At 60.8% G+C, this 20,890-nt stretch carries 19 protein-coding genes; 14 read left to right on the plus strand and 5 right to left on the minus strand.

Annotated features, from left to right (window positions below; translation table 11 throughout):
- Positions 1–33: 33 nt before the first annotated feature.
- From JQ604_RS03180 to JQ604_RS03200, 5 genes are all read left to right on the plus strand, one after another.
- The gene (locus JQ604_RS03180) at positions 34–825 is read left to right on the plus strand and encodes a class II aldolase/adducin family protein (protein WP_212352912.1); all 792 of its coding nucleotides are present in this window, start codon (positions 34–36) and stop codon (positions 823–825) included.
- A gap of 241 nt (positions 826–1,066) precedes the next feature.
- Complete coding sequence (locus JQ604_RS03185) at positions 1,067–2,278, plus strand: ABC transporter substrate-binding protein (RefSeq protein ID WP_249157974.1); 1,212 nt, start codon at positions 1,067–1,069, stop codon at positions 2,276–2,278.
- Between the two features lie 112 nt (positions 2,279–2,390).
- On the plus strand, positions 2,391–3,323 hold the full coding sequence (locus tag JQ604_RS03190) for a ketopantoate reductase family protein (protein ID WP_212352914.1): 933 nt from the start codon (positions 2,391–2,393) through the stop codon (positions 3,321–3,323).
- Between the two features lie 84 nt (positions 3,324–3,407).
- Complete coding sequence (locus tag JQ604_RS03195) at positions 3,408–4,571, plus strand: alpha-hydroxy acid oxidase (RefSeq protein ID WP_212352916.1); 1,164 nt, start codon at positions 3,408–3,410, stop codon at positions 4,569–4,571.
- A gap of 65 nt (positions 4,572–4,636) precedes the next feature.
- A complete protein-coding gene (locus tag JQ604_RS03200; RefSeq protein ID WP_212352917.1) occupies positions 4,637–5,800 on the plus strand; it encodes a lactate 2-monooxygenase in 1,164 nt (387 codons plus the stop codon).
- On the opposite strand, the gene JQ604_RS03205 is transcribed toward JQ604_RS03200, so the two are convergent.
- The 5 genes from JQ604_RS03205 to JQ604_RS03225 all read right to left on the minus strand — a co-directional run bounded on the left by JQ604_RS03205 (position 5,801) and on the right by JQ604_RS03225 (position 12,749).
- Positions 5,801–6,679: an alpha/beta fold hydrolase gene (locus tag JQ604_RS03205; protein WP_212352919.1), complete on the minus strand. Its 879-nt coding sequence runs from the start codon at positions 6,677–6,679 to the stop codon at positions 5,801–5,803.
- 129 nt (positions 6,680–6,808) lie between these two features.
- Positions 6,809–7,969 carry an iron-containing alcohol dehydrogenase gene (locus JQ604_RS03210; protein WP_212352921.1) on the minus strand — a complete coding sequence of 387 codons (1,161 nt, stop codon included), beginning with the start codon at positions 7,967–7,969 and terminating at the stop codon, positions 6,809–6,811.
- 212 nt (positions 7,970–8,181) lie between these two features.
- Entirely contained in the window at positions 8,182–8,397 is a 216-nt protein-coding gene (locus JQ604_RS03215; protein WP_249158009.1) for a DUF3551 domain-containing protein, read from the minus strand.
- Positions 8,398–8,535: 138 nt separating this feature from the next.
- The gene (locus tag JQ604_RS03220; RefSeq protein ID WP_212352924.1) at positions 8,536–11,646 is read right to left on the minus strand and encodes an efflux RND transporter permease subunit; all 3,111 of its coding nucleotides are present in this window, start codon (positions 11,644–11,646) and stop codon (positions 8,536–8,538) included.
- Positions 11,646–12,749, minus strand: a complete 1,104-nt coding sequence (locus JQ604_RS03225) for an efflux RND transporter periplasmic adaptor subunit (protein WP_212352926.1) — start codon at positions 12,747–12,749, stop codon at positions 11,646–11,648. The genes JQ604_RS03220 and JQ604_RS03225 overlap by 1 nt, the downstream gene beginning before the upstream one ends.
- A 210-nt stretch (positions 12,750–12,959) precedes the next feature.
- On the opposite strand from JQ604_RS03225, the gene JQ604_RS03230 reads away from it, so the two are divergent.
- From JQ604_RS03230 to JQ604_RS03270, 9 genes are all read left to right on the plus strand, one after another.
- A complete protein-coding gene (locus JQ604_RS03230) occupies positions 12,960–13,538 on the plus strand; it encodes a TetR/AcrR family transcriptional regulator (protein ID WP_212352928.1) in 579 nt (192 codons plus the stop codon).
- A gap of 69 nt (positions 13,539–13,607) precedes the next feature.
- Positions 13,608–14,408 (plus strand): SDR family NAD(P)-dependent oxidoreductase, encoded by an 801-nt coding sequence (locus JQ604_RS03235; RefSeq protein WP_212353858.1) that lies wholly within the window; start codon positions 13,608–13,610, stop codon positions 14,406–14,408.
- Between the two features lie 441 nt (positions 14,409–14,849).
- Positions 14,850–15,950: an NADH:flavin oxidoreductase gene (locus tag JQ604_RS03240; RefSeq protein ID WP_212352929.1), complete on the plus strand. Its 1,101-nt coding sequence runs from the start codon at positions 14,850–14,852 to the stop codon at positions 15,948–15,950.
- A 197-nt stretch (positions 15,951–16,147) separates the two neighbouring features.
- Positions 16,148–16,942, plus strand: coding sequence for an ABC transporter ATP-binding protein (locus JQ604_RS03245; RefSeq protein ID WP_212352930.1), 795 nt, complete (start codon positions 16,148–16,150; stop codon positions 16,940–16,942).
- Positions 16,939–17,652, plus strand: a complete 714-nt coding sequence (locus JQ604_RS03250; protein ID WP_212352931.1) for an ABC transporter ATP-binding protein — start codon at positions 16,939–16,941, stop codon at positions 17,650–17,652. The genes JQ604_RS03245 and JQ604_RS03250 overlap by 4 nt, the downstream gene beginning before the upstream one ends.
- Before the next feature lie 240 nt (positions 17,653–17,892).
- The gene (locus JQ604_RS03255; protein ID WP_212352932.1) at positions 17,893–18,771 is read left to right on the plus strand and encodes a branched-chain amino acid ABC transporter permease; all 879 of its coding nucleotides are present in this window, start codon (positions 17,893–17,895) and stop codon (positions 18,769–18,771) included.
- 2 nt (positions 18,772–18,773) lie between these two features.
- The gene (locus JQ604_RS03260) at positions 18,774–19,808 is read left to right on the plus strand and encodes a branched-chain amino acid ABC transporter permease (RefSeq protein WP_212352933.1); all 1,035 of its coding nucleotides are present in this window, start codon (positions 18,774–18,776) and stop codon (positions 19,806–19,808) included.
- Positions 19,809–19,990: 182 nt separating this feature from the next.
- Positions 19,991–20,167: a hypothetical protein gene (locus JQ604_RS03265; RefSeq protein ID WP_212352934.1), complete on the plus strand. Its 177-nt coding sequence runs from the start codon at positions 19,991–19,993 to the stop codon at positions 20,165–20,167.
- A gap of 312 nt (positions 20,168–20,479) precedes the next feature.
- On the plus strand, positions 20,480–20,842 hold the full coding sequence (locus JQ604_RS03270) for a hypothetical protein (protein ID WP_212352936.1): 363 nt from the start codon (positions 20,480–20,482) through the stop codon (positions 20,840–20,842).
- Positions 20,843–20,890 lie beyond the last annotated feature (48 nt).

Raw genomic sequence — 20,890 nt, forward strand, 5'->3', positions numbered from 1 at the left:
CCGGCCAGCAATAGTCTTGTTCGGAGGGATCGCATGAACGTCCAAACTTCCCCTGGAAAAGTCGGCCAGAATGCTCTGGTCGCGGAAGAGCGGCTGGTCCGTGAGGATCTCGCTGCGCTGTATCATGTGTTTTTTGATCTAGGCTGGTGCGAACACATCTACAATCACATCACGGCTCGCGTGCCGGGTCCCGACAAGCACTTTCTGATCAATTCATTCGGGCTGGCGTACAACGAAGTCACAGCTTCCAATCTCATCAAGATCGATCTTGATGGGAAAAAAGTTGCGGACGTTGCGGGTCGTGTCAACGCGCCGGGCTTCACGATCCATTCCTCGGTTCATGCCGCGCGCGATGACGCCCATTTCATTGCTCACACGCACACGACGGCCGGTGTAGCCGTTGCGTGCACGGAAGAGGGGCTCTCGCCTCACACCTTTTACGGTGCGATGCTCTACGGGCAAATTGCGTATCACGATTTCGAGGGCATTTCGACGGATCTCGGCGAGCGCGAGCGCCTCGTCAAATCGCTCGGCAACAAGAACTACATGATCCTGAGGCATCACGGTCTTCTGACCTGCGGTAGGACTGCCGCGGAGGCGCTGTTCCGAATGACGATCCTGCAACGCGCCTGCGAGGTGCAGCTCGCAGCTGCAACGTTCGGGAAGGGCTGGCGGCCTTTGCCAGAAGAGATACTGCACCGTACGACGCGTCAGATGCAGAGCGAGGTTGCGAAGGGCTTCGACGAGAAAACCTCCTTTGGGCAAGATTCGTTCGAGGCTTATCGCCGCGCACTGGACGCAAAGGGTTCGCGTTACAGGGATTAAGAGCGGCACCTGCGCGGTTCGCCGGCTGCGGCCGGCTTCTCGCACCGCGAGAATCAGACGGCAGTCATTATCCGACACGCCTAACGCGATCTCCCGCGCGAGAGGACCATCGGATATTGGCTGAAGACAGCCGGGACTGGCCAAAGCCGTGTCTCAAAATGTGCGCAACCCGCCGCCAGTTGCGGGGCGCCGAACGGAAACGCCATTTGACGCCGAGCGCGTCTCATTGTGGGGAAGTACGATGTGGCAGAAGAGAGTCGTTCTCGCGATGCTGATGCTTGCAACCGCGCCGGTGTCGCTTGCGCAGAAGGCGGTAGCCGAGGATCCAGTCGGGGTTACTGCATCGGAGATCAGGGTCGGCGCGACGTTTCCTTTCAGTGGTCCTGCCTCGGCCCTCGGCAATGTAGGCAAGGCATTGATGGCCTATGTCGAGTTCATCAATGACAAGGGCGGCGTTAACGGTCGCAAGATCAAACTGATAGCGCTCGACGATGCGTATTCGCCGAGCAAATCTGTCGAACAGACCCGCAAGTTGGTGGAAAGCGAGGAGGTCGCATTTCTGTTCAGCCCGCTTGGAACCGCAAGCATTTCTGCGAACGTGAAATACGCCAACACCAAAAAGGTGCCGCACCTCTTTGTCCTCTCAGGCGCCAACAAATTCACCAATCATGCCGAGTATCCTTACACCACGACCGGCCTTCCGAGCTACGACACCGAGGGTAAGGTGTACGCGAAATTCATAACTGAAAAGATGCCGGGTTCGCGCATCGCCATACTCTATCAGAATGATGACCTGGGGAAAGATTTTGTCGGCGCGTTCCGCTCCTACATGAATGACGATTTCGACAAACTTGTCGTGACAAAATCCTACGAAGCGGCTGATCCGACCGTCGACTCTCAGGTCGTGTCGCTCAAGAGCTCGGGAGCAGAAGCGTTCTTTATCGCCGGGTCGCCCAAGTTCACCGCGCAGGCCCTCCGTAGAAGCCGCGAGATCGGCTGGAGTCCGCTGACGGTCATTGTCAATTCAACCACCTCCGTTGCTGGTACTCTTGCGGCGGCGGGACTCGACAACGCCAGGGGGGTGGTATCAAGCACGTTCCTGAAGGATCCGATGGACCCAACATGGGAGCAGGATCCCGGGGTAAAAAGCTATCGCGCGTTTCTCGCCAAGTACATCCCTGCCGCTGATGTCGCGGAGACGCTTTATGTTGCCGGTGTCGTCCAGGGTGAAATACTCCAGAAGATTCTCGAGCAGTGTGGCAATGACCTGACGCGCGAAAACATAATGAAGCAGGCGCTAAACTTGAGAAACTTCTCTCCTTCGTTAGCTCTCCCAGGCAGCGCCATCAACACCAGCATGAACAATAACCAGGCGTGGAGATCGCTTCAGTTCGAGAGTTTCAACGGCAAAAGCTGGGTTCCCTTCGGAAAGCCCGTCGGCGCCGCGGACTAGGCGCGCCCGTCGGCATCCCACTGAGCCCCTGCTTTCGGCGCTGACGATGCGAGCGCTCGGATCCTGCCTCGGCCCTAGACGACGATCCTTCACCTTCAAGAGGAGATGAATTTTGCGGATACTGGTAATCGGAGCCGGAGCTCTGGGCGGATATTTTGGCGCGAGGCTTCTGGCAGCAGGGCGCGACGTCACGTTCCTGGTAAGGCCCAAACGCGCGGAGGCGCTCGCGAGAGCCGGGCTGGTGATCAAGAGCAAGGTTGGCGATCTGCATCTACCCGCGCCTCCGACCGTCACGTCCGAACGGCTCAACGGCCAATATGATCTCATCATTGTGAGCTGCAAGGCCTACGATCTCGACGGCGCGATGGAGTCGTTTGCCCCCGCGGTGGGCAAAAGCTCGATCATCATACCTCTGCTGAATGGCTTGCGTCATCTCGACGTGCTGAACGCCCGGTTCGATGAGAAGAGCGTGTTCGGCGGTCAGTGTGCCATCTCAGCGGCGCTTTCTGCCGACGGCGCGATTTTGCACATGACGGATCTGCACACGCTAAGCTTTGGCGAGCAGACGAAGACGCGATCTGAACGTCGGGCCGAGATCGTCGATGCGTTGTCGGGTGCCGGCTTCGACGCTGAGCATAGCGACAACATTCTGCAGGCCATGTGGGAAAAGTGGGTGATGATCGCCACCACCGCCGGCTCGACATGCTTGATGCGCGCGTCGATTGGGGACATCGTAGCTGCCGGCGCATCCGGCGTGGTGATGCGGTTGCTCGACGAGGCCAGCGCGATCGCGGCCAAGCAGGGGTTTGAACCACGTCCAGCCTACATAGAGCGCGTGCGTTCCATTCTCACAACGCCTGGCTCTCCACTCATGGCCTCCATGGTGCGCGATATAGAGCGCGGAGCCCGGACCGAGGGCGATCATATTCTCGGTGATCTGCTTGGCCGCGTCCCCGCAGGCGAGCTCCCGATTCTCCTAAGCACCGCCTATGCCCATGTGAAGGCGTACGAAGCGCGTCAGGTTCGCGAGGCCGCTTCTCGATAACGATGCGATCGGGGGACGGGGCTGAAAGGATGCAGTTGTTGCGGCTAAGACAGCGCGGATTGTCCCGGGCGATTTGGAGCAGCCATGCCAATAACGAATGTCCAGGATTTTCGACGGCTGGCAAAAGGCCGCATTCCTCGCGCGATATTCGAGTATGGCGATGGTGGATCATACGATGAAGTCACGTTGCGCGCCAACAGGGACGATCTGGAGACCCTGCGCTTTCGACAACGCGTCATGATGGACGTGTCCGGACGTTCGCTTCGGACGCGGATTGTCGGCGAAGATCGGAGTATGCCGCTCATCATTGCGCCGACGGGCCTCGGCGGGCTCTTCTATGCCGACGGTGAAATACATGGTGCTCTGGCGGCCGAGGAAGCCGGAATTCCGTTTTGCCTGAGCACCATGTCGATCTGTTCCATTGAGGACGTTCGCAGCGCTGTCCGTGACCCGTTCTGGTTTCAACTCTATGTCATGCGGGACCGCGGCTTTACGCGCTCTCTGCTGGAGCGCGCTGCCGCTGCAAAATGTTCGGCGCTTGTTTTGACCGTCGACCTTCAGGTCGGTGGCCAGCGGCACCGGGACATCAAGAATGGCTTGAGTGTTCCTCCAAGAGTGACGCTACGAAATGCGTTCGATGTCGCTTCAAAGCCGCAATGGGCATTGAGCGTGCTCATGGGAAAGCGGCGATCATTCGGAAACCTGCAAAGCGCTCCGTCCAGCAAGGACGGCTTGGCCTCGCTGGCCCGGTGGGTGTCCGACCAGTTTGATCCGTCGTTGACGTGGGATGACGTAGGCTGGATTCGCAGCATGTGGTCGGGGAAGCTGATCATCAAGGGAGTGCTTGACGAATACGACGCGCGCCAGGCCGTATCGTGTGGCGCGGATGCGATTGTTGTGTCCAACCACGGCGGCCGGCAACTCGATGGCACGGATTCGTCGATCGGTGCGCTGCCTTCCATCGTCGATGCGGTCGGAGGCACGACCGAGGTCATGTTCGACGGCGGTATTCGGTCGGGCCAGGACATACTCAAGGCGCTGGCGCTCGGAGCTCGCGCCTGCATGATCGGGCGGGCATATCTCTATGCTCTGGCATGCGGCGGAAAGAGGCAGGTTACGTCCATGCTTGAGATTCTCCGCAAGGAACTCGACACGACGATGGCTCTGACCGGCGTACAGGACGTAACGACGGTGACATCCGACATCCTTCTCCGCCGCAGGGACGGCAGCTTCGTCGGGGAGCGCTGAGCGCGTATCTTCGCCACCAGCGCAGCGGTGGTTCTAAAAAGTGGCACCGGCAAGGAGAGGTCGGCGTGGCTGATTATGGCGACTACCAGTTTGAAATCTATCGTTCGGGCTCGCACGGGGTGCTGCCGAAACTTCCGGTCGATTTTCGTGAGCTCGAGCGCCGGGCTCATGCCGCAATGCCACCGTGGGTCGTATCCTATGTGGCGGGTGGCTGCGGGAACGAGCATACGCAGAATGTCAACGTAGCTGCTTTTGAACGCTGGGGTTTGATCCCACGCATGTTCGTAGGTGCTGCGAAGCGCGACCTGTCGGTTAATCTCTTTGGAATGCAGCTTCCGACACCGTTATTTCTGTGCCCGATTGGCGTCATTGGTTTGTGCGCACAGGATGGGCGCGGTGATATTGCGACGGCAACGGCCGCATGCAGGCTTGGCGTGCCCATGATTGCATCGACCTTGAGCAACGCTCCGCTCGAACAGGTTGCTGCGGAACTCGGCGAGACGACTGGCTTATTTCAGCTCTATACGCCTACCGATCGTGCGCTTGCCGAGAGCCTGGTTCACCGGGCTGAGGTCGCCGGCTTCAAGGGGATCGTTGTGACGTTGGACACGTGGGTGACCGGGTGGCGTCCACGCGATCTCAATCAGGCCAATTTCCCTCAGCTCCGTGGGCATGCCCTCGCCAACTATTTTTCGGACCCTGTATTTCGCGGCAGTCTCGCAAAGCCGCCCGAGAGCGACGTTGCCGCTGCTATCATGAAGTGGGGGACGATCTTCGGACATCCTCTGACCTGGGATGATCTTCCGTGGTTGCGCTCGCTGACGAAACTGCCCTTGATCGTGAAGGGCATTTGTCATCCCGACGACGCGCGACGTGCCATCGACGTTGGCGTCGATGGCATCTATTGTTCAAACCACGGCGGCCGCCAGGCAAACGGCGGCATCGCGGCGGTGGACCTGCTGCCCGGCATCGTTAGAGCCTCCGGCAACACACCCGTTCTTTTTGACTCGGGAATTCGCTCAGGCACGGATGTTGTCAAGGCTCTGGCCTTGGGCGCCACCGCCGTCGGCATCGGCCGGCCGTATGCCTATGGGCTCGCGCTCGACGGCGTCGAGGGCATCGTTCACGTGCTGCGATGCATCTTGGCCGAGGCGGACTTGCTGATGGCCGTCGATGGATACCCTCGCATCGCCGATCTTCTGCCGTCGGCGCTCGTGCCGGTCGGCTGATTAGCCCGCGAGGGACTTCAGGAGGGCCGTCTGAGTAGCATCTGGAGCTTCCTCGCACATGAAGTGACCTGCCTCGACGGCTTCTCCCGTGACCTGCGTCGCCCAATGTTTCCAGACGATCAGCGGCTGGGCGCCCGAAGCGGCGATGCCACGGCTTCCCCAGATGACATGAACGGGCGTTGTAATCTTCCTCCCGGCATCAAGATCGCTCTTGTCATGGTCGAAGTCTGCATAGGCGCCGGCGCGGTAGTCTTCGCAAAGGCCATGCACGCGTTCCGGATCGCGCAACGCGCTGAGATAGTGTTCTACGGCCCGGGAATCGAAACCCTCCGCGAACACGGGGCCGAAGTATCCGTCCGGGTCTCGCGAGATCAGCGTCTCGGGTAAAGGATGAGGCTGAGCGAGAAACGTCCAGTGATAGATGCGAAGCGCCGAAAGACGGCTGAGATTCGTCCAGTAATTGTAAGTAGGCAATATGTCGAGGACGACAAGTCGCGAAAGGCGCTCGGGATGATCGAGCGCCAAACGATAGCCGACGCGTCCTCCCCGGTCATGGCCTACTAAAGAGAAGTGCGAGTGGCCGAGACTTTCCATCACCTCGACCATCGTTCGGGCCATTGCTCGTTTCGTGTAAGGCGTATGGTTTGCGTCGGTCTTGGGAACGTCTGACACGCCGTATCCCGGAAGATCAGCGATGACGAGCGAAAACCGTTCTGCGAGTGTCGGCGCCAAATGATGCCACATCACATGGGTTTGAGGAAATCCATGCAACAGCAGAAGAGGCGGCCCTTTACCGCCAACCCGCGCAAAGATGCGCCCTGATCCTGTTTCGGCATACACCGAATCAAACCCGGGAAACAAATCAATGGGAGCAGTCATCGTTACTCCGTCCTTAGAGATAAGAGTGGCTCCTGGGTATGCGGGACAAGGCTTGCATAGACTTAGCGCAAGCCGAATCTTTGCCGATCGCACGCACCTCAGCCATAAAGATCGCGTAAACCGGTTCGGTTAAGCGGCCATTCGCAGCAGATCGACAATATCCGCTTCGCTCTTGAACGGCCGCGGATTGGTCTGGACGAAGCGGTGATTGATCGCAATCTTGCTGATCTTCTCGAACTTGTCTTCACCGACGCCGACGTCGGCCAGACGCGTAGGCAGTCCGAGGGCTTTCACGAAACCGGCAAAGGCATCTCCAGCTTCCATATCAGGGCTGCCGAGGGCGGCTGCCAGGCGCTTCTGCGCATCCTCTGTAAAGGACTTATTGTACCGAAGCAGGCTAGGCATGATGACGGGCGTACAGTAATAGTGAGGAACATCGAAAGTGCCGCCAAGCACGTGCCCGATGCCGTGGCTTGCCCCCATCGGAACGCGTGCTTGCAGACCGAAGGCGGCCAGCCATGAGCCTTGTTGCGATTGACGTCGCGCTTCCATGTCATTCGGGTGCTGCAAGGTGCGGAGCATACCCTCGCGCAAAAGACGGATGCCCGCCAGGACCACTTCATCCGCCAATGGCGTGCCCGCCGGCGAGCACAGGGCTTCGATGCCGTGATCCATCGAGCGTGTCCCGGAGCCCATCCATAGGTTCATGGGCGTATGAAGGCTGAGGTCGGGATCAAGGATGACCGCCACGGGTGACATCTGTGGGTGGAAGAATATCTGCTTCAGCTTGGTGCGCTCGTCCGTGACGAGCGCACCGGCATTGTACTCGCCGCCATTCAGCGTCGACGGCACTGCGATCTGCCGCACTGTGGGCGCACGGAATGGAGAGATGGGCACGCCAGGCCCCATAACGAACGGGTCGAAGCCTGCCTCATCGAAAATGTTGTGTTCCATGGCCATGATGACGATCTTCGCGAGGTCGACCGCAGAACCTCCGCCCACAGCTACCACCAGATCAGCATGCGCCTCCTTCGCTTGACGCGCGACCTCTGCGGCCTGTCTACGGGTGGTGTGCTGCGCGATCCCGTCGAAGGTTGTTACATGCTTGTTGCCGAGCGCGCGGCGGATCTTTTCGATCTCGTCGGTCTTGGTATTCAAGGTGCGGCTCACCAGGAGGAAAACGCGATTGGCAATCAGCCGCACCGCTTCATCGTTCAAAGCCTCGGCTGCGGACTTGCCGTACACCACACGATCGATGTCAGGAAAGTTGTGTATCCCAACCTTGCGCATTTGTTTCCCCACGACAGTTTTTGAATATAAGTCACTTTAGTATTAATAGTTACGAGGCGCAACGGCCATCTTTTCTGGCACCCAATCGAGCTCGGTTCTTCCGGTCGTCGGCGTCATCCTGACGGAAGGCAACCATTCTGACGCGCGTGCGCAAGGTCGATCGGCCAACCCGCGCTTCGAGAAAGCCGGGCTTGGCCAGAACATGCAGCTTCTCAGTTCGCTGCCATAGAAGGCCGCTCGTCCGGTCGAGGATGGCGAGCGCAGCTCCCACCGCGACTTGAAATAGCGACGATGCACTGTTCGAGCGTATCGAAACTGCATTTCCGTATGGCTGACGAATAGTCCTGGAGACAGTATCCAGAGGCGTCTGTTGAGACGGCCGGCGCGACGCTCAGGTAGTCTGCGCCAGCGAGCCCGACGAGGGCCATCGAAAGGAGGGTGAATAGCTTGCTCAAAAGTCGTCTCCACTCAGGCAGTCATTTTTCTTGCGCGACGGGGGACGGCGCGCTTTCGCAGGCCGCCTCGCAGAATCCGGCCTTTCGGTGATTCATGAGTCTGCGAGACCCCTATTCGGCAGCCATTGCCGGTTGTGCATGCGCTTCTTCCGTCGTCTCCGCATGCGTCCCATCTGCGGCCGGCTTGATCCGGAACCAGGTGGCATAGAGCGCCGGCAGAAACAGCAGGATCAGAACCGTTCCGACCGCGGTGCCACCGATCAGCGTGTAGGCCATCGAGCCCCAGAAGACGGAATGCGTGAGCGGGATGAAGGCCAGGACGGCAGCAAGCGCCGTGAGGATCACGGGCCTCGTGCGTTGCACCGTGGCCTCAATGACGGCATGATAGTCGTCAAGTCCGGCGGCAAGGTTCTCCTTGATCTGTTCGGTCAGAATCAGAGTGTTGCGCATCAGGATGCCCGCCAGTCCGATCAGGCCCAGAATCGCGTTGAAGCCGAACGGCTGGTTGAAGAGGAGCAATGCCGGCACGACACCGACGAGGCCGAGCGGTCCGGTCAGGACAACCATCGCCATCGTCGAGAACGATCGCACCTGCAGCATGACGACGATCAGCATGGCAGCGATCATGACCGGGAAGATTTTGCCCAACGCAGTATTGGCCTTGGTTGCCTCCTCGATCGATCCGCCCAGCTCGATACGATAGCCGGCCGGAAGGGATGCGATCAGCGGCTGGAGGGCCGTCTTGATCTCCTTGGAGACCTCCGGAGGCTGGGTCGCCTCGTTGATATCCGAGCGTATCGTGACGACAGGGGTGCGATCGCGGCGCTTCATAATCGGCTCTTCAAGCCGGATTTCCGAATGGCCGACTTGGTCGAGCGGAATTGAACGGCCGTCCCGGCTCATCAACGAGAAATCCGCCAGACGCGCCGGATCCAGCCGCTCGCCACCGGCGCTGCGTGCCACGATCGGGACATTGCGGATGTCCTCGCGAACCTGCGTCACGGCGATGCCGGTGAGCAGGAACTGGAGTTGACGTCCCACCTCCGCCGGAGAGAGGCTGATGAGGTTCAGTCGATCCTGATCCGGTATGAAGCGCAGCACGGGCGTGCGATTACCCCAATCGCGATTTGCCTGCCGCACATCGGGAACGCCACGCATGATTTCGAGGGCCTTCTGAGAGATGGCGTACAATTGTGTCGGATCCGGTCCCATCACACGAAACTCCACCGGGAACGGCGTATAGGGTCCGAACACGAGCTGGGTGACGCGCACATTGGCCTCAGGCGCGAGCCCCAGTGACACGGTCTGGCGGAGCCGGTGCTTCAACGCCTCGCGTGCCTGTGCGTCAGGCGTCAGGACGACGATCTTCGCGAAGGCCGGATCGGGCAGCTCGGGCGCCATCGCGAAGAAGAAGCGGGGCGCGCCCTGACCGACATAACTTGTGATGATCTTGGCCTCGGATTGATCGTGCAGCCAGCCCTCGATTTTTTCGACGGTGGCCGTCGTTGTCTCGATGCTGGTGCCTTCCGGCAGGCGAACCTCCACCAGCACTTCCGGGCGATCGGAGGTCGGGAAGAACTGCTGCTTGACGCCACCCATGCCGACTACGGAAAGCGCGAAGGCGATGCCGACGATGCTGCAGGTCAGGAATTTATGCCGGACGGCGAGGGTGATGAGGCCTCGCAGGCGCTGATAGTTGGGCGTGCCGTAAATCGCTTGATGGCCGCCTTCGACCGGCTTGATGGCGGGCAGCATCTTGACGCCGAGGTACGGCGTGAAGATCACAGCGACGATCCAGGAGACGATGAGGGCGAACCCCACGACCCAGAAGATGTTGCCGGCGTATTCGCCCGCGGTCGAGCGCGCAAAACCAACCGGCAGGAAGCCCGCGATCGTCACGAGCGTTCCGGACAGCATCGGCGCCGCGGTGTGGCTCCACGCATAGGCCGCCGCCGAGATGCGGTCCATGCCCTCTTCCATCTTCACCACCATCACCTCGATCGCGATGATGGCGTCGTCGACGAGCAGACCGAGCGCGAGGATCAAAGCGCCGAGAGTGATGCGGTCGAAGAACCGGCCGGTTTCAAGCATGATAAGGAACACGACGGCGAGCGTCAGGGGCACGGCCGCCGCCACGACGATGCCGACGCGCCAGCCGAGGCTGAGCAGGCTCACCAGCAGCACCACGCCTAGCGCCATCGCGAACTTCATCATGAATTCGTCGACCGCCGAGGTGATGTTGACAGCCTGGTCGCTGACCTTGGCGAGGCTCATCCCGAGCGGCAGTGTCCCGGCAATCGCTGCGGACCTCTCCTCCAGCGCCTTGCCGAGAGCCAGACCATTCCAGCCCTCCTGCATCACCGCCGCGAGCATGATGGTGGGCTCGCCCTGGTGCCTGATGATATAGGTGGGTGGATCCTCGTAGCCGCGGCGCACCTCGGCAATGTCGGACAGCTTCAGCGTCCGCCCGGCAGCGACGATCGGGGTGTCGGCGATCGCCTGGACGCTGTCATAGGCGCCATCGACCCGGATGAAGACTTGCGGTCCCTTGGTGTCAATCGAGCCCGCCGGGGTCAAAGTGTTCTGCCGCTGCAACGCGGCAACGATATCCGTTGCCGATACGCCGAGCGTTGCCAGCTTGACGTAGGAAAACTCGACGAAGATCTGTTCGGGACGCTCGCCGAGGATATTGATCTTCTTGACGCCGGGCACGTGAAGAAGATCCTGGCGGATGGTCTCGGCTTGCCTGGCGAGTTCGCGCATCGGCATGCCCTTGGCCTTGAGGGCATAAAGGGCGAAGCTCACGTCGGAATATTCGTCGTTGACGAAGGGGCCGAGCACGCCAGAGGGCAGCTTGCGCGCTTCATCTCCCAGCTTCTTGCGGGCCTGGTAGAATTCTTCCTGCACGCTCGATGGCGGCGTGCTGTCTTTCAGCGTCACGGTCATGTAGGCGTAACCAGGCCGCGTCGTCGTCTCCACCCGATCGTACCAGGTCAGTTCTTGAATCCGCTTCTCCAGGGGGTCGGCGACCTGGTCCTGCATCTCCCGGGCGGTCGCGCCCGGCCAAACCGTCGTGACCGTCAGGGTCTTGATGGTGAAGGATGGATCCTCGGCCCGCCCGAGCATGAAGAAGGCATAGGCGCCAGCGGCTGCCAGCAGGAGGATGAAGAACAGGGTGACAGCCCGTTCGCGAACGGCGAGGGCGGAGAGATTGAAGCTCATCACTTGCTCCCGCTGTCCGAGGCGGTCCTGACGCGAGCGCCCTCGTGCAGAAGATGAGCGCCCAGGGAAACAATCTGGTCACCAGACTTCGATCCGGAGATAACGGCCGTTTCGCTGGTCACGCGCAAAAGCTTGACGGGCTGCAGGCGTACGGTCGAGGTCGCGCTGTCGAAGACCCACACGCCCGTCGTTCTGCCGTCGTCGAGCACGGCTCCCAGCGGCACCTGGACTTCCGGCTGATGATCCTGGCTTGCAAGCCGAATGGTGACCGTCGCGCCAAGCGGCGCCGCGGCGGCATCGCCATCGAGCACGTAGCGGGCCTCATAAGTGCGGGTCTGGGGATCGGCGGAATCCGACAACTGGCGCAGGTGCGCGGTAAAGCGGCGCCCATCGCTCCCATACAAGCTCGCCTCGGCGAGTGATCCGATCGCCGGCCGGGTCGTTTCGGGAAGCGCCACCACAGCTTCGCGAGGGCCGGACTGCGCAAGCCGAACGACCGTTTGGCCGGCGGACACCACTTGGCCGGGCTCACCAAGTGTTTGGGTGACTGTTCCGTCCGCGTCCGCCACCAGGATGGAATAGGTCGCCTGGTTTTCGGCCACTCCTGCTTCGGCTTCGGCCGCGGCGAGTTGCGCCTTGGCGGTGTCCGATGCGGCCTTCGCCTGCTCGTAGCGTTGCTTTGACGTCCATCCGTCGTTCACCAGATTGGCGTAGCGCCGCTCGTCGGCGTCGGTCTGAACGACAACCGCACGCGCAGCGACGACCGCGTTGCGCTTTGCTGCGACCGCCAGACGCAGATCGGTTTCGTCGATCCGCATCAGCGGCTGGCCGGATTTGACCTGCTCGCCGACATTCACGAGTCGTTCGACGATCTTTCCGGCCACGCGAAACCCGAGATTGCTTTCCACGCGCGCGCCGACGGTCCCGGTGAAACCACGTTCAGATCCGCTGACCCGCGTGGCCGTCACCAGGCGGACCATCGGGGGCTCCTGCCTCGGATCGCTGACCGCGGAGGCTTCATGAGAGGGAATCGCAAGAGCAACGAAGGTCGCCACCCCCGCTGGGACCAGAATTCCGGCCAGCACTGCAACACCCCTCATCATGACCGTCTCCTTCGGATTTTAGATTTCATACGACATCTATATGGAAGTTAGATTTCAATCGCAATCTAATTTTAAGGGATAACGGGAACGTGATCCCGGAAACCGGGATCTTCGCTGTGCGGCGGTCAATCCGGCCGCCCGGATTGATAGATTGCAGTTGAACTCTATATTGGATATAGAAGTCGAACGAAATCCAAATGGAGACCTACGATGCGAGTGAGTCGCACTCAGGCGGCCGAGAACCGCCAAACGGTGATCAATGTGGCCAGTCGACTGTTCAGGGAGCGCGGCTTTGATGGCATCGGTCTCAAGGATCTGATGAAGGGGGCGGGACTCACCCAAGGCGCTTTCTACAAGCAGTTCGCCTCAAAGGAGGATCTGGCGGTGGAGGCGTCCAGGCGCGCATTGGAAAGCGCGTCCGGCCGATGGTCAGACGCGGCCGCGGCACATCCTGACGATCCACTCGGAGCGGTGATTGCGTTCTACCTCAGTGGCGACCATTGCGAAGAGAAGATGGATGGCTGTCCGATCGTGGCGCTCGGCTCGGATGCCGCCCGACAGGGCCCCGAGGTCAAGGCGGAATTCGAAGCGGGAATCAAAGCGCATCTCGACGTACTGGACCGCTTTCTCGCCGAAACTGGCGACGAGGCCTCCCGCAGCAAGGCGATGGCCATTCTCGCGACGATGGTCGGCGCGGTGACGCTATCGCGCGTGATCAACGACCCCAGTCTGGCTCAGGGCGTTCTGGATGCAGCGGCGAAACAGGTTCGAGACGCCGCTGCCGCTTGAAAGGATGGGCCGGTGTTCGGATTGAGAATTCGCCCGATCCCATTCGCTGACCAAACTAGAGAGAGTGCGATATCGAAAGAAGCAACGGACAACTTCGCCGGAAAATGGGCGCTGGTCACGGGCGCGTCTAGTGGCCTCGGCCTTGAATTCGCGGATCTCCTGGCGGCGCAGAAGGTCAATCTCGTATTGGCGGCCCGACGGCTTAAGCCGATGGAAAAGCTTGCCTCCGATCTTCGCAGCAAATACGGGGTGGACGTGCTGGTCGAGGCGATCAATCTTGCCGGGCGCGGCGCGGCAAGCCGCCTGAAAAGCAGTCTCGAGGCGAGGTCGGTGATGATCGACATCTTGGTGAACAATGCCGGATTCGGCTTGCACGGCGATTTTTTGGAGACGCCGATTGAGCAGACTGCGAACATGATCCAGCTCAACATCACCACGCTCACAGAGCTCACCCATCTTTTCGGCCGCGACATGGCTCAGCGGCGATCCGGACATATCCTTCTCATCGCCAGCCTTCTGGCCTTACAGGCCGTTCCCAGCTATGCGGCCTATGCGGCGACCAAGGCTTATGTGCTGGCCTTTGGCGAGGCTCTGCATGACGAACTCCGCCCGCATGGTGTGGTCGTTACTAGTCTCTGCCCAGGGCACACCGCGACGGGATTCGATGCGGCAGCCGGCGCAACCGCAACGGCCATGCTGCGCCTCCTCACCATGAAGCCGCGTCCGGTCGCCGCGAGCGGCATTCGGGCGCTCATGCAAGGAAAGGCCATGGTGATTGCCGGCCTGTCGAACAAGATGGCTGCCTTTTCAAATCGTCTGGCGCCGCGATCCATGCAAAGGGCCACGATGAAGAGAATAATGGACGCCTAACGCCTGGAGCGACTGCATGTAGGCACTTATCGATCCGTGTTCTACGCACGTGTTTTCGAAGAGCGCCGCCGAACGGGTTCGTTAGACCCCGCACACGCCCCCGACCAGCGCAGTCGAATCATCCGGAAGATCAATCGATCCCACTCCAAAAATTCCAAAACAGAACTTCTGTCATAGTGTCTCCGAAAATACTTCTATTACCAAAGCTCACAGAAGCATCATTGACGGTTCTTATTTGAAACTGTATAAAGATTTGGCTCTAGCGGGGATCGCTGGGAGCAAGACTCGTGGGGAGCTGTAAGCACTCCTTGGCAAAATGAGCCATCCAAGAATTCGCCGAAGCGGGGGGAATGATGTTCGTCGATAGGCGCACTTCGAGTCGCAACTGCGAGATCGATCGCGCGCACCGAAAATCGCTGCGATAGCGAGCCTGGAGCGCAAATGGCGATCGACGTTCTTTTCCGGCCTTTCACGTACAAGGGGCTGAACCTACCAAATCGCGTCGTCATGGCGCCGATGACCCGATCGTTCTCTCCAAATGGCATTGTTACCGAAGACGTTGCGCAGTACTACCGCCGCCGGGCCGAAGGCGCGGTCGGACTTATCATTTCCGAGGGGACGGGGGTTGATCGCCCCGCCTCTTTGAACGACCCGAACGTCCCTCGGTTTCACGGCGCACAGGAGCTCGCCGGCTGGCGTCGCGTCGTGGATGAAGTCCACGATGCCGGTGGACTGATGGCGCCTCAGCTTTGGCACGTGGGCGCCGTCCGCACGCGCGAAAAGAACTGGCAGCCTCCAGGCGCCTACGACAGCCCTTCGGGACTTTCGCGACCTGACAAGAGTCCGGGCGTTCCGATGAGCGACGAGGACATTGCGGACGCCATTCGGGCTTTCGCGGATGCCGCTCTTGCCGCCAAGCGCTCGAATTTCGATGCTGTCGAGCTGCATGGAGCGCACGGCTATCTGATCGACCAGTTTTTCTGGGAAGGGACCAATCGCAGGGAAGATGCGTATGGCGGCAGAAACCTTCCCGGGAGGGCGCGTTTTGCCGCCGATATCGTGCGCGCGGTGCGTAAGTCGGTCGGCCCTGAGTTTCCGATATTGCTTCGGATCAGCCAGTGGAAGCAGCAGGACTTCGCCGTGAAGCTTACCAGCACGCCGAACGAATTAGAGGCGTGGTTGATGCCTCTGCGTGAAGCCGGCGTTGACATTCTTCACTGCTCGCAACGGCGCTTCTGGGAGGCGGAGTTCGAGGGCTCGGATCTGAACTTCGCCGGGTGGGCAAAAAAGGTGACGGGCTTGCCAACGATTTCGGTCGGCTCAGTCGGGCTGACGGGTGAGTTCATCGCCGCATACGGCGGAGAGCGTTCGCGGCCGGCATCCCTGGACGAACTGGTCCGTCGTCTGGACCGAGAGGAATTCGATCTCGTGGCCGTCGGCCGGGCGCTTCTTCAGGACCCGCAATGGCTTTTGAAGGTGCGTGACGGACGAGCCGATGAGCTGATGGCTTTCGATCGGTCTGCCTTTGCGACCTTGAGCTGAACGTCGAAACACGTTGATGGCTGTGTAGAGCAGGCAAGGATTGGAGGAGATGCGCAAGCTGCGGCATCGAATCCCAAAAAATAATGACGCAATCAGGAGGGGAAAATGCACGAGAAGCGGAGGGGATCGGATAGCCGTTGTCGTTGCGACGCGTGGTCGCCCACCAAGTCGCTGAACGGCAAAGGCGAGACGAGCTGATGCAGGCGCATTTCGGGCAGGGGACATCGCCCCTGCTCGCCGTTCGCGACGTCAGCGTCGTGTTCGGCGGCATCATCGCGCTCAACGGCGTGTCCTTTGACATGCACAAGGGCCAGATCCTCGGATTGATCGGCCCCAACGGCGCCGGCAAGACCACGCTGTTCAACTGCCTCTCCCGCCTCTACCAGCCGTCGTCCGGCGACATCCTGATGGAAGGCACGAGCATCCTGAAGCGGCCGCCTCACCGGATCGCGGAGATCGGCATCGGCCGCACCTTCCAGAACGTGGCGCTGTTTCCGAACCTCTCGGTGATGGACAATGTCCGCGTCGGCACCCATGCCCGCACCTCCAGCGACATCATCAGTGACTCGCTGCGCCTCGCCTGGATTCGCCGCAGCGAGAGCAGCGTGAACAAGAAGGTGCACGAGATCCTCGCCTATCTCGATCTCGAGGAGGTCGCTCACACCACCGTCTCCGGCCTGCCCTTCGGCACGCAGAAGCGCGTCGAATTGGCGCGGGCGCTGGCAGCGGACCCGAAGATCCTGCTGCTCGACGAGCCCGCCGGCGGTCTCAACCATGAAGAGGTGTACATCCTCGGCGACCTCATTCGCCGCATCCGCGACGACCGCGGCATGACGGTGCTGCTGGTCGAGCATCACATGGGCCTCGTGATGTCGATCGCCGACCACGTCGTCGCGCTGAACTTCGGCAAGAAGCTCGCGGAAGGCACGCCCGCCCAGGTGCAGGCGGACCCCGATGTCATCAAGGCCTATCTCGGGAGCAAGGACCAATGACGACGCTGCTCAACGTCAAGGACCTGCGCGCCTATTACGGTCAGGTCCAGGCGCTCCATGGCCTCTCCTTCTCGCTCAACGAAGGCTCGCTGACGACGCTGCTGGGCGCCAACGGCGCCGGCAAGACCACGACGCTGCGCGCGATCTGCAACATGGTGCGCTCCACCGGCGGCATCGAGTTCGACGGCAAGCCGCTGAACAACAAATCAACCGAAAGCATCGTCCGCTTCGGCATCGCCCATGTGCCGCAGGGCCGCGGCACCTTCTCCACCATGACGGTGGAGGAGAATCTCCAGCTCGGGGCCATCACCCGCAAGGACAATGCCGGCATCATCTCCGACATCGAGCGCATGTATGCGCACTTCCCAGTCTTGAAGCAGCGGCATACCCAGCAGGCCGGCACGCTCTCCGGCGGCGAGCAGCAGATGCTCGCGGTTGCGCGCGCGCTGATGCTACGACCGCGGCTGATGCTGCTGGACGAGCCGTCCTTTGGCCTGGCGCCACTCGTCGTGCGCGACCTGTTCGGCATCCTCGGCAAGATCAATCGCGAGGACAAGGTGTCGATCCTGGTGGTCGAACAGAACGCCCAGCTCGCGCTCGAGCTCGCCGACCAGGCCTATGTGATCGAGACCGGCCGCATCGTGATGTCGGGCAATGCCAAGGACATCGCGAACAACGAAGAAATCCGCAAATCCTATCTGGGTTACTGAGGTGGGATGATGGCAACGACCTATCCGCGCGCGCCGTACACCTCTCCCCAGCGGGGAGAGGTCGGATTGCTTCGGCGCGCAATTGCGCGCCTGAGCAATCCGGGTGAGGGGCCGCAGCTCCAACGAGAGACCGTAACCCCTCACCCGCGCCTTCGGCGCGACCTCTCCCAAAGGGAGAGGTGGACCGCCGATGCCGACGCAGTTCTATCCAAATTGGGCAAGGTTTAGGGAGCCGGCACGATGGAGCTTTTTACCAACCAGGTGCTGGCCGGCATTGCCACCGGTGCGATCTACGCCTGTATGGCGCTCGCCGTGGTCATGATCTACCAGGCGATCGACCATCTCAATTTCGCGCAGGGCGAGATGGCGATGTTCTCGACCTTCATCTCCTGGCAGCTGATGCAATGGGGCGTGCCCTATTGGGGCGCCTTCGTCATCACACTGGTGCTGGCCTTCATCGGCGGCATCGCGATCGAACGCATCCTGTTCAAGCCGCTTGCGAAGGCGCCTGTCCTGACCAACGTCGCCGGCTTCATCGCGCTGTTTGCGATCATCAACTCGTCGGCCGGCCTGATCTGGGACTTCACCATCAAGCAATATCCGACCCCGTTCGGCTCCGCGCCGTTCCTCGGCAGCCAGCTGATCTCGACCCACCAAGCCGGCATGATCGGCGTCACCCTGCTGCTGCTGCTCGGCCTCTATTTCTTCTTCCAGTACACCCTCATCGGCCTTGCGATGCGGGCAGCCGCCTCCGTGCCTGAATCGGCGCGCCTGGTCGGCATCAACACGAGCTGGATGATTGCGCTCGGCTGGGGCATGGCCACCGCGATCGGCGCGATCGCCGGCATGCTGATTGCCCCGGTCGTGTTCCTCGAGCCCAACATGATGGGCGGCGTGCTGATCTACGGCTTTGCCGCAGCCGTGCTCGGCGGTTTGACCAGCCCGTTCGGCGCCGTGGTCGGCGGCTTCCTGGTCGGCATCTTCGAGAACCTCGCCGGCACCTACATCCCCGGCGTCGGCAACGAGCTGAAACTCCCGATCGCGCTCGCGCTGATCATCTCCGTCCTGGTCGTCAAACCCGCTGGTCTGTTCGGCCGGCACATCGTCAAGCGAGTTTGATCATGAGCGCTGCTGAAGAAGTCGTTGAAGGCCACCAGGCGGTCGAGGCCGTTCCGAAGCGGGCCATGACGCTCGGCATGGGCACTTCGCTGGTAGTGCTCGCGGCGCTCATCATCGCGCCCGTCTTCGTCAAGAACTTCATCATCTTTCAGATGACGATGCTGCTGATCTACGGGCTCGCGGTGCTGGCGCTGAACATCCTGACCGGCGGAAGCGGCCAGTTCTCGCTTGGCCAGAGCGCGTTCTACGCGGTCGGCGCCTATACGACCGCGGTGCTGATGGAGCACTTCAACGTCAATTACGCGCTGACCTTGCCGATCGCCGGCGTGGTCTGCTTCGGCTTCGGCTTCCTGTTCGGGCAGCCCGCGCTGCGGCTCTCGGGCGTCTATCTCGCGCTCGCGACTTTCGCGCTCGCCACCGCCATGCCGCAGCTTTTGAAGCTGAACTTTCTCGAGCACTGGACCGGCGGCGTGCAGGGCCTCGTCGTCACCAAGCCGGACGCGCCGTTCGGCCTGAAGATGTCGCAGGACATGTGGCTGTACTATTTCACGCTCGTGGTCGTGATCGGGATCTACATCCTCGCGGTGAACCTGCTGCGCTCGCGCTCGGGCCGCGCCTTCATGGCGATCCGCGACAACGAGATCGCGGCCTCTGCCATGGGCGTCGACGTCGCGCTCTACAAGACGCTCGCCTTCGGCGTCTCGGCCGCCATCACCGGTGTCGCCGGCTCGCTCGGCGCCATCGCGGTGCAGTTCGTCGCGCCCGACAGCTACACCATCACGCTCGCAATCTCGCTGTTCCTCGGCATGGTCGTCGGCGGCGTCGGCTGGCTGCCCGGCTCGTTCGTCGGTGCGACCTTCATCATCTTCGTGCCGAACATGGCCGAGAGTATCTCCAAGGGCCTCTCCGGCGCGGTGTTCGGCGTGCTGCTGTTCCTCGTCATCTATCTCGTGCCGCATGGCGCAAGGCAGATCGCACTTCATGTTAAAAGAAAGTCTTGGCAACGAAAGAATGACCAGGACGGACCAACGGGGTGATTAATCACAAGCAATTGAAATTCGTCACGGTCTAATGCTCTCTTGAAACTCCGGAGTAGGAAATGGTCGAAGTCAGTCGATTGTCTCGAATTCGCAGCGGGGCGAGATGAAGAAGGCCGAGCGCCAGCGGAAGACGTTCTGAAGAATTGACGGCTTAGGCTAGAATAGGATTTGCGCGATCCATGACATTCATTCTTTCGCCGATTGCCGGCGTCCGGTTTGCGGGACAACGTGAGCCATTCTACATTCAAGAATTTCATAATGATAACTTCAAAGAAGCAGTTACCGGAATGCGGCATAATTGGGTGTGGCGAGTGCTTGATGGGTATGGCGCGAGTGCCGGGCTACTTCGATTTTGAATCATCGCCATGAGATGGCAGCCGCGAGCGGGCTTCAATACGCGGGGGCGACAAGTTTTTTCATGCACCTCTGGATTTCGGCCAACTATGCCGGCGACCGACTCTTTTTTCCGAATGTCGTAAGGGCTATCGGCCAGGCTCACATCATCGCCCGATGACGATCCGGGTATGCTGCTGGGGCTTCGGATATTTTCAACATGATGTGATACGGTCGGAACGGGACGCCCTCCACAGATCACCAAGCGAGAACAGTTTCACTCCAACACCATCGGACAGTGGGTGAACGCCGGCAGGCCGGAGGTGCATGACCGATTGGACGCATTGACCTGGTACTTCATGGCCCACGGCGTCACCGACCCGGTCGTCGCCGCTCACAAGGCAGCCATCGCGATCGGGACCGTGGTGAAACGGGAGGCCCTCGTCATGGCGTTCAGCGACACCTTTGCCGTGGTGGGATTCGCGCTGCTGGTGGCGATCGCCATCCTGCTGACTCGCAAGGTCGCTAACGTGGCTGGTGTCGCCCCACTGATCGGACCCGTAGGCAGCTTGCCAAGTCCGAAAGCATCGCGGGCAGTCCTACCCACGGTCGGAGCCCAACAGGCTACGCAGGGCTCTGAGAGCGCTCTTGACCCCGGCCACAACGGGGCAGGCTTGCGGCCCGCAGGAAGGTCATGAGCCCCGTCTTTTGTCCGGGCTCACCTCCATATGTTCTACCAGCTCCCA

The sequence above is a fragment of the Bradyrhizobium jicamae genome (assembly GCF_018130695.1).
GTDB lineage: Bacteria > Pseudomonadota > Alphaproteobacteria > Rhizobiales > Xanthobacteraceae > Bradyrhizobium > Bradyrhizobium jicamae_B.

Coding starts and splice junctions, on each gene's coding strand:
- JQ604_RS03185 (WP_249157974.1), top strand. CDS start 1,067: ATGTGGCAGAAGAGAGTCGTTCTCGCGATGCTGATGCTTGCAACCGCG.
- JQ604_RS03230 (WP_212352928.1), top strand. CDS start 12,960: ATGCGAGTGAGTCGCACTCAGGCGGCCGAGAACCGCCAAACGGTGATC.
- JQ604_RS03195 (WP_212352916.1), top strand. CDS start 3,408: ATGCCAATAACGAATGTCCAGGATTTTCGACGGCTGGCAAAAGGCCGC.
- JQ604_RS03265 (WP_212352934.1), top strand. CDS start 19,991: ATGACATTCATTCTTTCGCCGATTGCCGGCGTCCGGTTTGCGGGACAA.
- JQ604_RS03215 (WP_249158009.1), bottom strand. CDS start 8,397: ATGGCCCTCGTCGGGCTCGCTGGCGCAGACTACCTGAGCGTCGCGCCG.
- JQ604_RS03205 (WP_212352919.1), bottom strand. CDS start 6,679: ATGACTGCTCCCATTGATTTGTTTCCCGGGTTTGATTCGGTGTATGCC.
- JQ604_RS03220 (WP_212352924.1), bottom strand. CDS start 11,646: ATGAGCTTCAATCTCTCCGCCCTCGCCGTTCGCGAACGGGCTGTCACC.
- JQ604_RS03245 (WP_212352930.1), top strand. CDS start 16,148: ATGCAGGCGCATTTCGGGCAGGGGACATCGCCCCTGCTCGCCGTTCGC.
- JQ604_RS03250 (WP_212352931.1), top strand. CDS start 16,939: ATGACGACGCTGCTCAACGTCAAGGACCTGCGCGCCTATTACGGTCAG.
- JQ604_RS03210 (WP_212352921.1), bottom strand. CDS start 7,969: ATGCGCAAGGTTGGGATACACAACTTTCCTGACATCGATCGTGTGGTG.
- JQ604_RS03180 (WP_212352912.1), top strand. CDS start 34: ATGAACGTCCAAACTTCCCCTGGAAAAGTCGGCCAGAATGCTCTGGTC.
- JQ604_RS03225 (WP_212352926.1), bottom strand. CDS start 12,749: ATGATGAGGGGTGTTGCAGTGCTGGCCGGAATTCTGGTCCCAGCGGGG.
- JQ604_RS03240 (WP_212352929.1), top strand. CDS start 14,850: ATGGCGATCGACGTTCTTTTCCGGCCTTTCACGTACAAGGGGCTGAAC.
- JQ604_RS03255 (WP_212352932.1), top strand. CDS start 17,893: ATGGAGCTTTTTACCAACCAGGTGCTGGCCGGCATTGCCACCGGTGCG.
- JQ604_RS03260 (WP_212352933.1), top strand. CDS start 18,774: ATGAGCGCTGCTGAAGAAGTCGTTGAAGGCCACCAGGCGGTCGAGGCC.